This is a genomic window from Paracoccus sp. DMF-8 (genome assembly GCF_029309835.1).
Classification (GTDB): Bacteria; Pseudomonadota; Alphaproteobacteria; order Rhodobacterales; family Rhodobacteraceae; genus Paracoccus.
Genome location: NZ_JARJHL010000014.1, coordinates 90,625 through 104,413, shown reverse-complemented (window position 1 = coordinate 104,413; position 13,789 = coordinate 90,625). Strand labels below are relative to the sequence as shown.

The window sequence follows — 13,789 nt, the reverse complement described above, 5'->3', positions numbered from 1 at the left end:
GGAACGCTCAGAGAGCACGATTCTCCTGTTCGGTCGCCTTTCCCGACAGCCTTTGCACGAATTCGTGACGATCAAAATTTTTGGGCGGATCGGCAGAAAAAAGCGCCCGATCCAGCTCCGCCAACGATCCGCGGGCCGGGTTGCGGCCAAGGCGCAGCTCCTCTTGCAGATAGGCTTCGGCGGCAGCGCGCAAAGACATCAGGTCGCCTTGATCTGCGGCCATGCGCAGCGCCTGGATTTTCGCATTTCGACGCAAGCGGCGCAGATGATCCGCCAGGCGGCGCGGGGCGGGCATCCTTCCGAACACGGCCACAGCGAGCCCAATGATCAATCCCACGACACCCAGCCCAGCCATCTGCAATCGGTCACGTCGCGTCGCTGCATCGATTCCGCCGATGTTATCGCCAAAGCCTGCAATGCCGATTTCGACCGGCAAGGTCACGGCGCCGCGCATCTCCCGGATCTGCGTGTTGAACCATGGGAATTGAATCGGCATCAGCGATCCGACCTCTCCGGTATGGGGGCGCAGGCTCCATTCCCAGATGGCGACGGCAACTGGTCCCTGCGCGGTCAGGCGGGTTTCGCGGATCTCGGGGGCGGCGAAGCTGATCAGCCACGGTTCGCGGATCAAGGGGCGCGGCGGAAGCAGATGGGCCATGCTGTTGTCGGCGGTCAGTGTAATGCGTCGCGTTATGGTATCGGCGGGGCCAAGCCGGGACGGATCCGCCGAAAACTCATCCGACACCCTGACCTGGTTCGAGGCCAGCGCACGTCCAGACCCGGGATAGGGCGTCACAGCCAGCGTCATGGGACGGGCAACCACGTCAAAGACCGGCCGGGTTGTGCCGCTGGCCTTGGTCAGGTGATGCGTGACCGGGCCGATGGTCAGCGTGCCTGGCTGGCGCGGGAAAACCGCAATTCGCCGTTCGAATATGCGATACATCCTGCCGTCGATCCGCTCATCCGCCCAACGGTCGCGCGCCACCTGAATCCAGTCATAACCCGCCGAATCCGGAAAGGTCATTTTTTCCAGAGAGATATTGCCCGTATATTCGCCCCGGATGGTCACGGGGATCATTTCACCGACCACCGGCCGCATGTCGGGAACGATCAGGCGCAGGCTGTCGGCATGGGCGGGCGATACCGCCAGCAGCAGAAAAATCAGAAGCCGGATCACCATGGCTCGGCCTCTCTGGGGCGGATCAGGCCCTGCCCGGCGCGCCGGTCATGTTCGGCCTTCAACCGCATTCGCAGGAATTCGCCGGGATCGTCAGAAATCGTGCTCAGCCATTCATCGCTGGCGACCACCCCCCGCGCCTCGATCTTGCGATGCATCTCGGGGTCCTGAATGCCTGCCGTCGTCTCTGCTGTTTCCTCGGCCGGGCCAAGGCCACCATGCCCTTCGATCCGGCCGGGAACGATGCTGTCGCCCTGCGTCGGCGGATACATGCTGCGGACCAGATCGCGATTGCGCCGCGCATCGGCATCGGCGGGATTGGCGAACAGAACCGCATCGAAATAGGCGACGGACAGCGGGTATTCACCCGTCGCGGCCAGGCTGAGGCCACGATTATAGGTCTGGCTGCGGCCCGAACCGGCGAAGGCGGCATCCGCCGCAGCATATTCGCCCGCGCGATACAGCGCGACGCCCTTTTCCAGCGGGTCCGTCAGCAGGGCCGCAGCGGATTGAGGCAGGCCCGCGATCAGCGCCAATCGGCCCAGTGCCTGTGGTCCCGCCAAAATCAGGCAGGCCGCACCGAATGCCAGCAGAATTGCGGTTTTCATGACTGTCTCCGAAATTGCGGCAACAGTGTGAGGACCGCGATCAGCGCAAGCCACGGCCCGAGATCGCGATATTGCACCGCCAGCATCGCCGCATCACGATCCAGCCCGGAACCGGCCAGGGCGCGCGTCACCGGCGCGGGCGCATCAAAGCTGGTGACGGGTCCGTTCGCCAGGTTTTTCAAGGCATTGACATCTGACGGCGGGTCCCCGGGCAGGATCAGGGCCAGAATGCGGATGCCCGCGTTCTGCAGGCGCAAACCCTCTGACCGGGCGGCATCATCGACGCCGCCACCATCCGAAATCAGGACCAGATCCGCGCGTTTCAGCCCGGTCAGCATCTGCCCCGCCAACGCAATCGCCGCGGCAGGCCGGGAGCCTTCGTCCGGCATGGTTTCAGCGTCCAGAACCGAGATCTGGGTTTCCAGCGTCGCGGGATCGTCCGTCGGGGCGGCGACGGCATAGGCCTCGCCGGCGTAAAGGATCAGCCCGACCGGACGACCGGCAAGCTGCGCCAGCAGACCCGCAGCGGCGGCCTTGGCATGTTCCAGCGCGGCGCCCTTTGCAACCGACGGCGACATGTCGATGGCGATGACCACCGCATCGCTTTGCGCAAAAACCGGGGCGTCGGCGCGGCGAACCGCTGGCCCGGCCAGACCCGCGATCAGCGCCGCTGCCCCAAGGATCGGCAAAAAACGCAGCCAGCCCGCCCCACAGCCAAGCTGGCCAAGCACCGCCAGACCGGCCAGCATATGTGGCGGCAGCAGGGCGTTCCAACCGCCCGCATCGCGGGGGCGGTGCCAGATGGCGAGCGCCAGGACAGCCAGCACCGGCAAGGCCCAAAGCCACAGGGGACGCAGCAGGATCATCCGCGCCTCCATGCGATCAGGGCCATCAGGACCAGCGCCAAGGCGCCCGGCCAGACCCACAGCGCATGCCAGTAGCGCATCGGCGGGCGCTCGGTCGGGTTGGGTTCAAGGCGGTCAAGCGTCGCGGCCATGGCCTGCAGATCCTCGACCCCGCGCACCCGAAAGCTGGTCCCGCCGGAAAGTTCGGCAACCTCGCGCAGGGTCCTGGTATCGACCGCATCACGGGATTTCGGCTGGTTTTCCAGGTCTTCGGGGCCAAGCGCGATCGTGTGGATCCGGATACCATGCTGCGCCGCCAGCCGCGCCGCATCGACCGATTGCACATTGCCCGAGGTATCGACCCCATCCGACAGCAGCACTGCGACCCGCGTCGGGGCATCGCTGGTGGCCAGCCGCTTCATCGCCAGCCCCAGACCGTCCGAAATCGCCGTGGCCCGGCCGGAAATGCCGATCTGCGCCTCGTCTATCGCGCGGGCAACGGCATTCACGTCAAAGGTCAGGGGCTGGGCGAAATAGGCGCGGTCGCCAAAGATCACCAGCCCGATCCGGTCGCCGCGCCGCGCCGCGACAAAGCGCGAGGCCGTACGTTTCACCGCATCCAGCCGCGAAATCGGCTGCCCGTCCAGACGGAAATCCTCTTTCTGCATACTGCCCGACAGGTCGATGACCAGCACGATATCGCGCCCCGAGGCGGGCAGCATGTCGCTGGTCCGGCTGATCTGCGGTCCGGCAATCGCCGTGATCAGCGCCGCCCAGGCGATGACTGCCAGCACCATTCCGCGCCCGGCCCCCTGCTGCGCCGCGACCCCGGCGAAAACATGGGCGGGCACGCGCAGCCCACCCCGCGCGGCCGCGGGCGGCAGCAGGCGCATCAGGAACGGCAGTGGCAGAAGCAAAAAGGCCAGCGGCCAGGAAAAGCTCATTTCCGCCCCCGCGCCAGACGCTCGATCCGGTCCTGGGGCGGCAGGGGTGCCGCGCCATAGGCGGCCGGGCGCAGCGCCTTGGGCAAAAAGCCCCGGATGCGCGCGATGGCCAGCAGGCGTTCCTGCCCCTGCATGCCCCGCGTGGCCCGGATGCGGGCGCGGGTCGATGTTCTGCGGACAAGCAGCGGCGACAGCAGCCAGACCAACAGCGTGCACGCCAGCAGGCCAAGGCCAAAGACCGCCAGCCCCTCGCGCCAGCCCAGATCGAGCATCGAGGGCGGCAGGCGGCTTGGCGAAAGCGCGGCGATCAGCTCAGTCGGTGTCATCGGGCAGGACCGTCGCGGGTTCGGCACCAAATCCGCGCAAATGGGCCAGCAGCGGCAGCGGATCATAGGCGGTCAGCCGACCGTGGCGGGCGGTCTGGCCGTGGCTGACCGACACCGCCATCTCAGGCGGCTGCGTTTCGAGCGGATCAAGGATCAGGTGCAGATGCAACCGCCGCCCACGCGCCAGTTGCGACAGGGCGGCATCGGCATCGGTCAGCCCGTCGGGGCCGGTCGCCAGATGGATCTGCCCGCCGGGCGGCACCATCCTGCGCGCCTGCGCAAGCGCGGGGCCCAGCCCCGTCGGATGCGGTTTGCGGATCAGCGCCGCATCATGGCCATGCGCCATCGCCATCGCGACCGCCTGCATCTGCATCGCCCCAAGCCCCGCATGCACCAGCGCCGGACCGTCATCGCCGACCACCATCAGGGCAACCGATCCGCCCCGCGCCACCGCCTGCCAGCCGATCTGGGCCAGCCAGCGCGCGCCCCGGACCGAGCGCAGCGCCGCCCCCGTCCCCCACAGCATCAGGTGACGGAAATCGGCGATCAGCAGGGTGGTGTCGTCGCGATCCTCGTGAAAGCTGCGGATATGAAGCTGGCCGGTCCGGGCCGTCGCGCCGGGGTCGATGCGGCGCAGGTCGTCGCCTTCGGTAAAGGCGCGGATTTCGCGCAGATCCATGCCCTGCCCCGCGACGCGCGCCGGGACCGCCCCCGCGCGCCGGCTGGCCGGCCGGTGGCGGCTGGCATGGGGGGCGGGGCGGCGGGCGATCAGCTCGGCCGCCGTCAGGCGCAGGCCGGGATGATCCAGCGTCGCAAGATTGCGGGCGGCAGCTACCACGGGCGGATCTCGCGCAGGATATCGGCGATCAGGCTGCGGCCCGTGCGCCCTTCGCTGATCGCCTGCCAGTTCGGGACAAGGCGATGGGCCAGCGCGTCCTGGGCCAGTTCCTCGACATCCTCGGGCAGGGCATGGTCGCGGCCATGCAGCCGGGCCCGCGCCCGCGCGGCGGCGGCCAGCGCCAAGGTTCCGCGCGGCGAAACCGGATGCTCAACCCTGTCGGCGACGATCCCCCCGGCCCGCGTCGCCATCACCAGACGCACGATGAAATCCTTCAACGCGGGCGCGACATGCACCTGCGCGACCGCGCGGCGGGCGGCATGGATATCTTCTTCGGGGATCACCGATCCGATCCCGGGCGGGGCAGAAACGGTTTCCGCCTCGACCAGATCCAGAATGGCGCGTTCGGCATCGGCATCCGGCAGGTCCAGAAAAAGATGCAGCAAAAACCGGTCCATCTGGGCCTCGGGCAGCGGAAACGTGCCTTCGTGCTCGATCGGGTTCTGGGTCGCAACGACCATGAAGGGATCGGGCAGCGGGCGGGTCGTGCCGCCGGTCGTGACCTGATGTTCGGCCATTGCTTCGAGCAGCGCGGACTGGACCTTGGGCGGGGCACGGTTGATTTCATCGACCAGCACCAGCGAATGAAACAACGGCCCCGGCACGAAATCGAAACTGCCGCTGTCGGCGCGAAAGACCTGCGTCCCGGTCAGATCCGAGGGCAGCAGATCGGGCGTGCATTGGATGCGCGCATCTTTCCCCGGCAGATGGGCGGCCAGTCGCTTGACCGCCCGCGTCTTGGCAATGCCCGGCGGCCCTTCAAGCAGCACATGCCCCCCGGCCAGCAGCGCGATGATCAGCCGTTCGACCATACGCTCATGCCCGATCAGCCCCGCCGCAACCTGTCGCGTCAGCAAGGCGACCGGGTTGTCGGGGAAATTGTCCAGTTGATACATGCTCTTTCTCCCTGCGCGAGGCTCACATGCGGCAAGGCGTTCGGGAAAGCGGGAAATTCAACTCTAACACTAAGGGACCAGAAGCCCCCCCATGGAACGGCGCGGCTAGGCCCCGACCGGCTAGGCCTCGGGGTCCTGTTCGTTCGAGCGGCGGACCAGAGCCTGCGCCAGCGTGGCGACCAGATCGGTGCGGGTGATGATGCCGACGGCGCGATTGCCCTCGACGATCGCGACGGCATCGGTGCGGCCGTGGGACAGGATCGGCAGCAGGTCGATGACCGGCGATTGCGGGGTCAGGACCGGGCCATCGACCTCCATCACCGAAGCGGCGCGGACGGTGCGGCCCACCGCCGGATCAAGGATCGCGACGACCCCATCCAGAAAGCGCGCGCGCAGGCGCACCGCCTCTTCGCTGGCACGGCGGATCAGATGCCACTGGAAAATCATGCCCGCATAATCGCCATCATCGCGCACGACCGGCAGCGCGGTGAAACCATAGCGGTTGAACAGGGTCGCGACCCGCACCAAGGGCGCCTCGGTCGTGACATAGACCAGATCCGTGGACATGATATCGCCGCAGGTCTTGCTGCCAAGGCGCATGCTGGCCGAACGATCTTCGGCGCCTGCGATGATCCGCGCAAGATCCTCGACCCCGATGTTCGAGGATTGGCGGAAATCGCTGAGCAGGTCGGCCAGTTGTTCGCGCGTCAGGCCCAGAGGGTTGCGTTCAGGCGGATCGGTCGGCCGATGCGCCGCATCATGGATCTGCCGGAACGGATAATGACGTCCAGTCAAGGGGTTATATATCGCCGCGACGACAACCAGAACCAAGGTCCCCAAAAGAACCGGCGACAGGACATAAAGCAGCGCCGGATCGGGAATGGCATCCGCGGCCAGCACCGTGCTCAGCGCGACCGCCCCGCCCGGCGGATGCAGCGCCCGCGCCAGATGCATCAGGACAACCGCCGCACCGACCGCAACCGTCGCCAGCAAGAACGGATCCGCGACCCATCTGATCGCGGCAAGCGCAGCCAGCGCGGAAACGGTATTGCCGACGGTCGCGGACCAGGGCTGGGCAAGCGGCGCGTTCGGGACGGCAAAAAGCAGGAAGGCCGTGGCACCGAAGGGGGCGATCAGAAACAGCGACAACCGCCCATCGGTGCCGATCAGCTGCCCGACCAGTTCCAGCGCGACAAGGCCGAAAAAGACACCAAACCCCGCGCGGAGCATTTCGACCGGGCGCGCATGGGACATCGCCGGTCCGATCTGCCGCCAGGAATAGCCTTCGTCATCGACCTTCATCTGTATCCTCGCCCCCTGCCCGTCTTTCCCTAAGGCAAGCGTCCGGTCTGAAACAGCCGGACTTTCAGACCACCATGCGCCACATAGGGTCCCGGCGGCTGAAACGGCAAGCCGGTCGCGCGGGCCAGGCCGGGTTCGCTGGTGACCAGACCGACGCGCCAGCCTGAAAAGCGTTCGCGCAGAACCTGACCTAGCGAGTGGTGCAGCGCCATCAGCGGTTTCTTGTTGCCGATCCGCGCGCCATAGGGCGGATTCACGATCACCAGACCGGAAGGGCCTTCGGGGCGGGTCAGGTCGCTGATGGTGCAGTTGCGGAAATCGGCGATCCGGGACACGCCCGCGCGTTCGGCGTTCTTGCGGCTCATATTGACGGCGCCGGTATCGCGGTCGCTGCCGTAAAAACGCGCCGGGGCGGCACGGGCCGGCCCCGTCCGTTTCAGCGCCTGAAAGGCTTGCGCGTCAAATGTCGCCAGGCTTTCGAACGCGAAACCACGGCTGCGACCCGGCTGCAGGTCAAGCGCGATTTCCGCCGCCTCGATCACGAAACTGCCCGAGCCGCACATCGGGTCCAGCACCGGCTCATCGCCCTGAAAGCCGCATTCGCGCAGGAACATCGCGGCCATCGTCTCGCGCATCGGAGCCTTGCCGACGGCTTCTTTATGGCCGCGTTTGTGCAGGGATTCGCCGGTCGTATCGAGACTGAAGGTGCAAAGGTCATCCTCGATCCGCGCCTTGACGACCAGTTCCGCCCTGGGATCCAGCCGGGCGCCGATAACCTCGGTCAGCGCCCGTTCGATCCGCTGGCTGGCCGCGCCCGCGTGATAGATGCGCGACTGGCGGCAGGTGGTTTCGACGCGCAAGACCGGCTGTGGCGGCAGAACGGAAAGCCAGGGAAATTTACGCGCCCGCTTGTCCAGCTGGGCCAGATGCATCGCGCGGAACGCACCGATCCGGGCCAGCACGCGCGTCGCCCCGCGCAGTTCAAGATTGGCCCGCCAGACATCCACCCAGGTTCCCGGAAAACTTATCCCGCCATCGGTGATTTGCGCCGGGAACCCGGCTGCAATCGCTTCGTCCAGCAGCGGAGCTTCCAGCCCGGGGGTGGCGACGAGAAAGATTTCAAACTGATCGGTCGTGTCCATTGCGTCTGTCTAATGCCGTGCCGCGTGGACAACCAGCCGAGATTTCGGCCTCCGGGCACAAGATCACAAAGGCCCGCGCAAGATAGCGGCAGCCCGGAAAGCCCCGGCCAAGCCGCGTCGACCAAAGGGATTTCGGGTTCGGGGCACGCATGATCAGGGCTTACATCCTGCGGCGCGCGATCAGATCGCGCTGGTGATCCAGATCTTCGCCCAACTGGCGCAAGACCTGAACCCGCCCGAATTCCTTGGTCGCCGCCGCCCGTGCCATTTCAAATGCCGGCAACATGCGCTGCAAATGTGCCTCTTCCCGGGCGATCGACTGCAATGTTTCCACCGTGAGCGCATTGGTCAGCCTTGCCTCATCCAGCGAAAAGGCGGCGGGCACGTCGTAATATCCCCGAAGCTGGTCCTGTAATTGCGAAAGCCGGGCCTGAACGGCCACGACCTTGGCGCGAAAGATCGAAAATTTCTTCATCTCGATATCAGAGCGCAGCCTGGCGACCTGTTCCAGACCGGTCAGTGCTTTCATCTGTTTTGTCATTTCCCACCCCCTTTCCGGGTGCTGCGGTTGCCCGCGCCATCTGTGGCCGGGGTGTTGCCGCGCAGCCAGGTGCCGCCCCAGCCCGAACGCGCCTTTTTCCGCATGGCTTCGGCAAAGCGGATCGCGGCGGCGACGGCGGCGAAATGTTCGGTGCGGATCTCTTCGCCGATGCCGATCATCGCGTGGATCGCGCGGGCCGATGGCGGATCCGAAAAGATCGGCACGCCATTTTCCTTTGCCCTTTCGCGAATACGCCGCGCGACCTCGTCAACGCCCTTGGCCAGACAGACCGGCGCGCGGCCGCTGCCGCGTTTCCATTCCAGCGCCACGGCATAATGGGTCGGGTTGACGATCACCACATCGGCCTTGGCAACATCGTCAAGCATTCGATTCATGACGATATCGAAACCCTTCTGGCGGCGGCTTGCCTTCATATGCGGGTCGCCTTCGCTTTCCTTATACTCGTCCGTCATTTCCTTGCGCGACATGCGGTTGCGGCGCTGATGCTCAAACCGCTTCCACATGAAATCGATACCGCCGAACACCACAGAGACCCCAATCGCCAACAGGATGACGCGGTTCAGGATCAGATCCAGACCCGCGATCCATTGCAGATCGCCCATGATATCCGCATTCATCAGCATCACGATCAGCGAACGAAACAGCAGCCAACCGCCAAGCGCGACCAATGCGGCCTTGCCGGCGGAAATCGCAAAGGTCACCAGCCCGCTTTTGCCAAATTTCTGCCTGGCATTCTTGAAGGGATTGATGCGGTTGATATCCGGCGCCAGTTTCTTGGGCGTAAAGATGATCGAGCGCTGAACGATCAGCCCGACCAGGGTGCAAGTGCCCATCAATGCGATCCCGGCCAGCGTCATCAGTGCCGACGCGCCAGCCGTCGATGTCGCAAGATCGAAAACCGAATGCCCCCGCGCCTCGGGCCAAGGCTCTGCCCCGATCGCCCGCGATGCCTGTCTGAGCCATGCCGGAACCGCAACCGCCCCCATCAGCGCGATCGCAATCCAGAACCCCAGATACATCAGCGCCGAGTTCACCTCGGTCGAGCGCGGGATATCGCCTTGCTCGCGCGCCTTGCGCAGCTTTTGTTCGCTGGCGTCATATTGCTTGTCGGTATCGTCTTCCTCGGACATCAGGACCCCGGCAAGGAAATCGACAAGACGGCATCCGCCCAGACTGCAAGGATCGGCGGGGCGAGCAATGCCAGACCGATCAGCGCCAGCAAGATCGCGGCGGGGGCGCCGATGAACACGATGGGCAGGGCTGGCATGACCTTGCTGATGACACCGGACAACGCCTGAAACAGGAAACCGCCCAGAATGAATGGCGCCGAAAGAATCAGCGCAAGAACGAAACTGCGGCCGATCAACGCGATTGCCGCAGGCGCCAGTTGCGCGACCTGCGGCCATGATCCGACAGGTTTCAGCGCAAAACTTTCGCGCAAAAGATCGGCGACCAGCATCGGAAAGCCAAGCGCCAGCAAAAGCGCGATTCCGGCAAGGTGCAGCAGGTTCCCGATCGGATGCGGCGCGAATTCATTCGGCACACCGACGATCTGGGACAGCGACGCCGTCATCGCAATCACGCTGGATGCGATATCCAGGGCAAGGGCCAGCAACCGGACCAAGCTGCCCAAAAGCAGCCCGGTCAGCGTTTCCACCAAGACCAAAGCCGCGACATGCCCGAGCGACGGCGCCGCAAGCCCCCCCGCCAGCTCTGCAAAAGAGGCGTCATGGCCATGGCAAGGCTGATCTTGATGCGCGGGGGCAGAAGTCGTTCGGAAAACACGGGCAGGGTCAGCAAGCAGCCCTGCACGCGACAGTAAGCCAGAAGATAAGGCAGCATCCAGGGTTGCAGCCAGTTTTCAGACAACAGCGGAATCATGCGGCGACCGTTGCAACAAGCCGGACAGTGGCCGCAGGATCGACTTCGTCCAGCGCCATCACGGGGACATGGACGCCGGTTGCCTCAAACATGGACCGGATCAGGCGACGGCGATGCTCTGCCACGGCAACGACGGGATGGATGTCTGTCTCGATACCTTCCAGGGTCTTTTTGACGGCTTCCGACAACCGTCCCTGCAACTGCAGGATCGAGCTTTGGATGTTGCGATCTGCATCTGCCTCGGATCGGGAAAGCTCTGCCTCCCACTGGGGATGAAGCTGGACCAGATCAAGCTTGCCCTTGTCGCCCGCATATTGTTCGGTGATCTGGGCGCGCAACCGCTTGCGGACCTGTTCATAGACCGCGGCAGGCCCATCCGTATTCCGCGCTTCGCAAATCGCATCGACGATCAGCGTGAGATTTCGGATAGAAAGGCGCTCGGCCAACATCGCGCGCAGAACGGAAAGCAGGAGTTCGGGCGAAACCTTGTCGGGGATCATGCTGTCAAAGAACCGCTGATTTGCCTGCGCGCGCTGTTCATCCGACACGGTGCGCAACTCCTGAATAAGCCGTTGCAAGCCCGACATGGTTAATAGAGCAGGCAGGTTCGACCGCACCACTTCAAGAAGATGGGTGGACAGAACCTCCATCGGGGTGACGACCGTCGCCCCGGACACCGCAGCGCTATCCTGCTGGTCGACATCAATCCATCGGCCCGGCGTCCCGTAAACCGGTTCGCGCACCGCCTCGCCGACCAGATGGCTGACCACGTCTTCGGCCCCCAGGGCAAGAACAGCCTGCGGTCGCAGCAATCCGCGACCGCGCACGACCCCTTGCAGCCGGATGACATATTCATCGGGCGCGAAATCCTTGCCGTCGGTGATGCGGACGTCAGGCAAAATCAGACCATAGGCCTTTGCAATATGGTTGCGCAGATTGTTGATCCGCGCGCCCAGACCACGCCCCTCATCCAGGGCACTGGAAATCAGCGAGGCGCTGATCTCGACCCCGATTTCATCGGTATCGAGCAGATCGCCAATCCGCGGTGCCGCGATCACGACATCCTCCGCCAAAGAGGCGTCCAGCTGCTCTTCCGGCGGCGACTTTGTCTTGCGATATGTCATGTATCCCAGCCCGAACAGCAAGGCGGCCAAAGCGACGAACACCAGCACCGGCATGCCCGGCACAAGCGCCAGGATCAGCATGCCCGCACCCACGATCGCGGGTGCATGCCAGTTTCTGGTGAATTGGGCCGAGATCAGTTCAGAGGTCGCCTCTGTCGCCCCGCCGCGCGACAGAAGCAGAGCGGCCGCCATCGAGGTAATCAGCGCGGGGATCTGGGTGACAAGCCCGTCGCCGATCGTCAGATGGGAATAGGTGCTCAGGGCCTCGGAAACGGGCATATCATGGATCAACAGGCCGACCGAAAGCCCGACCAACAGGTTGATCATGGTGATCACCAGACCGGCGATGGCATCGCCTTTGACAAATTTCGACGCACCATCCAAAGAGCCGTAAAAGCTGATCTCTCTTTGCTCGTTGATCCTGCGTTGCTTCGCCTCTTCATGGGTGATGGCGCCAGAGTTCAGATCGCCATCAATGGCCAGCTGTTTGCCCGGCAGCGAATCCAGGGCGAAACGCGCCGAAACCTCGGCCATGCGGCCTGCGCCCTTGGTGATCACCATGAAGTTCACGACAGAAATCACGGCAAAGACCGTCAGCCCGATCAGCAGCGATCCCCCGGCAACGAATTCGGCAAAGCCACTGATCACATGACCGGCGGCCTCTTTTCCCTTGTCACCTTCCGTCAGGATCAATCGGGTGGACGAAACGGTCAGCGCCAGCCTGATCACCAGCGTTACAAGAAGAAGCACCGGAAACGCCTGAAAATCAGTAGGCTTTTCGACCAGAGACGCCATAACCAGAATCAGCATGGCACTGGCAATCGACAGCGCAATGCCGACATCCAGCAGGCTCGCAGGTATCGGCACGACCATCGACACGACGATCAGCACCAGAATACCCGTGATGATCAGGGGCCGCAGAGACGCCCCGGCAGTCATACCAAGTGCGTTCAATGCCGGACCTCCGTATCGGATCCCATGGTGAGCAGTCGATCAACCGACAGGCTTTTCCCCGTGAGAAGCCCGGACCTGCGCAAAAACATGATCACTTCAAAGCGTTCGGCAGGTGCCAGCGCCATCAGGCGGGTCTCGATATTTCCCGGAGCCATCTGGCCATCCAGCAACCTTCTGGTCATCTCGTCGAGGATATCGGTCTTGGTCGCCACGGGTTCATTCGCCAGCGCCATCGACATCGCAAACATAAAAGACAGTGCGATCATGCGGCTTTCTTGAGCTCCTTGAGAGTCGCCTCGAACTCATCGAACGAAGGCCTGACGTGGCTGGGCGCTGCCTGCCGGCCGACTTCGACGCAAAGGTTGGTCGCATGCTGATGCAATCCGGCAATCAGGGTCGCTTTGATCACATCGAAGAAGGATTGATCCTGCTTTGTCACCGCGCCAAGGCGTTGCGCCAGAGGCGCCACCAGACCATAGGCCAGAAACACCCCGAGAAACGTCCCGACCAGCGCCCCGCCGATCATTTTTCCCAGAACTTCAGGAGGCTGGTCGATCGACGACATGGTTTTGATGACACCCAGAACCGCGGCGACGATGCCCAGTGCGGGCAAGGCGTCGGCAACATTCTGCAACGCGTGCGGAACATGTGACTCTTCTTCTTTCAGAAGGCTGATGCGTCGCGTCAGGATGTCTTCCACCTGAAAAGGATCGTCGTAGTTGAGACTTGCGGATCGCAGGGTGTCCGTAATCAATGTGACCACATCATTATCGGCGAGGATTTTCGGATATGTTTGAAATATCGGGGAATCTGCTGGATTTTCGATATGCTCCTCCAGTTCCACCGGATTGCTGCGCGCGATCCGCAGCAACTGAAAAAGCAGGGACAGAACATCCTGGTAATCCTGTTCTTGCCACTTCGGCCCTTTGAAGGCGCGCATAATTCCGGAAACGGTATGTTTGATCGTTCCCATATCATTCGAAAGCAGATATGCACCTGTGGCCGCCCCGCCGATCATCATCAATTCGAAGGGAAGCGAGTGCATGATGACGGACATTTTCCCACCGGCGAGAATATATCCACCAAATACCATCGCGAAGGTTACGACAATTCCGACTATCCCGAACATT

Annotated in this window: 16 protein-coding genes; all 16 read right to left on the bottom strand. The window is 63.8% G+C overall.

Annotated features, from left to right (window positions below; genetic code table 11):
• Positions 1-7 precede the first annotated feature (7 nt).
• On the bottom strand, positions 8-1,180 hold the full coding sequence (locus tag PE067_RS14770; RefSeq protein ID WP_276190399.1) for a hypothetical protein: 1,173 nt from the start codon (positions 1,178-1,180) through the stop codon (positions 8-10).
• Positions 1,174-1,785, bottom strand: a complete 612-nt coding sequence (locus PE067_RS14765; protein WP_276190397.1) for a hypothetical protein — start codon at positions 1,783-1,785, stop codon at positions 1,174-1,176. Before PE067_RS14765 ends, PE067_RS14770 begins: the two co-directional genes overlap by 7 nt.
• Positions 1,782-2,651 carry a vWA domain-containing protein gene (locus tag PE067_RS14760; protein ID WP_276190395.1) on the bottom strand — a complete coding sequence of 290 codons (870 nt, stop codon included), beginning with the start codon at positions 2,649-2,651 and terminating at the stop codon, positions 1,782-1,784. The genes PE067_RS14765 and PE067_RS14760 overlap by 4 nt, the downstream gene beginning before the upstream one ends.
• Positions 2,648-3,574: a VWA domain-containing protein gene (locus tag PE067_RS14755; RefSeq protein ID WP_276190393.1), complete on the bottom strand. Its 927-nt coding sequence runs from the start codon at positions 3,572-3,574 to the stop codon at positions 2,648-2,650. Before PE067_RS14755 ends, PE067_RS14760 begins: the two co-directional genes overlap by 4 nt.
• Entirely contained in the window at positions 3,571-3,900 is a 330-nt protein-coding gene (locus PE067_RS14750; RefSeq protein WP_276190391.1) for a hypothetical protein, read from the bottom strand. The genes PE067_RS14755 and PE067_RS14750 overlap by 4 nt, the downstream gene beginning before the upstream one ends.
• Positions 3,887-4,738, bottom strand: a complete 852-nt coding sequence (locus tag PE067_RS14745; RefSeq protein ID WP_276190389.1) for a DUF58 domain-containing protein — start codon at positions 4,736-4,738, stop codon at positions 3,887-3,889. The genes PE067_RS14750 and PE067_RS14745 overlap by 14 nt, the downstream gene beginning before the upstream one ends.
• Positions 4,732-5,694, bottom strand: coding sequence for an AAA family ATPase (locus tag PE067_RS14740; protein WP_276190387.1), 963 nt, complete (start codon positions 5,692-5,694; stop codon positions 4,732-4,734). Before PE067_RS14740 ends, PE067_RS14745 begins: the two co-directional genes overlap by 7 nt.
• Positions 5,695-5,814: 120 nt before the next feature.
• Positions 5,815-6,996 carry an HPP family protein gene (locus PE067_RS14735; RefSeq protein ID WP_276190385.1) on the bottom strand — a complete coding sequence of 394 codons (1,182 nt, stop codon included), beginning with the start codon at positions 6,994-6,996 and terminating at the stop codon, positions 5,815-5,817.
• Between the two features lie 29 nt (positions 6,997-7,025).
• Positions 7,026-8,138: a class I SAM-dependent RNA methyltransferase gene (locus PE067_RS14730; protein WP_276190383.1), complete on the bottom strand. Its 1,113-nt coding sequence runs from the start codon at positions 8,136-8,138 to the stop codon at positions 7,026-7,028.
• A 160-nt stretch (positions 8,139-8,298) separates the two neighbouring features.
• Complete coding sequence (locus PE067_RS14725) at positions 8,299-8,667, bottom strand: hypothetical protein (protein ID WP_276190381.1); 369 nt, start codon at positions 8,665-8,667, stop codon at positions 8,299-8,301.
• Between the two features lie 8 nt (positions 8,668-8,675).
• Positions 8,676-9,830: a flagellar type III secretion system protein FlhB gene (locus PE067_RS14720; RefSeq protein ID WP_276190380.1), complete on the bottom strand. Its 1,155-nt coding sequence runs from the start codon at positions 9,828-9,830 to the stop codon at positions 8,676-8,678.
• Entirely contained in the window at positions 9,830-10,357 is a 528-nt protein-coding gene (locus PE067_RS14715) for a flagellar biosynthetic protein FliR (protein ID WP_276190378.1), read from the bottom strand. The genes PE067_RS14720 and PE067_RS14715 overlap by 1 nt, the downstream gene beginning before the upstream one ends.
• Complete coding sequence (locus PE067_RS14710; protein ID WP_276190772.1) at positions 10,345-10,542, bottom strand: flagellar biosynthetic protein FliR; 198 nt, start codon at positions 10,540-10,542, stop codon at positions 10,345-10,347. Before PE067_RS14710 ends, PE067_RS14715 begins: the two co-directional genes overlap by 13 nt.
• Before the next feature lie 35 nt (positions 10,543-10,577).
• Positions 10,578-12,659 carry a flagellar biosynthesis protein FlhA gene (locus tag PE067_RS14705; RefSeq protein ID WP_276190377.1) on the bottom strand — a complete coding sequence of 694 codons (2,082 nt, stop codon included), beginning with the start codon at positions 12,657-12,659 and terminating at the stop codon, positions 10,578-10,580.
• Positions 12,656-12,925, bottom strand: coding sequence for a hypothetical protein (locus tag PE067_RS14700; protein ID WP_276190375.1), 270 nt, complete (start codon positions 12,923-12,925; stop codon positions 12,656-12,658). The genes PE067_RS14705 and PE067_RS14700 overlap by 4 nt, the downstream gene beginning before the upstream one ends.
• A complete protein-coding gene (motA, locus tag PE067_RS14695) occupies positions 12,922-13,788 on the bottom strand; it encodes a flagellar motor stator protein MotA (protein ID WP_276190373.1) in 867 nt (288 codons plus the stop codon). Before motA ends, PE067_RS14700 begins: the two co-directional genes overlap by 4 nt.
• Between the last annotated feature and the right edge of the window lies 1 nt (position 13,789).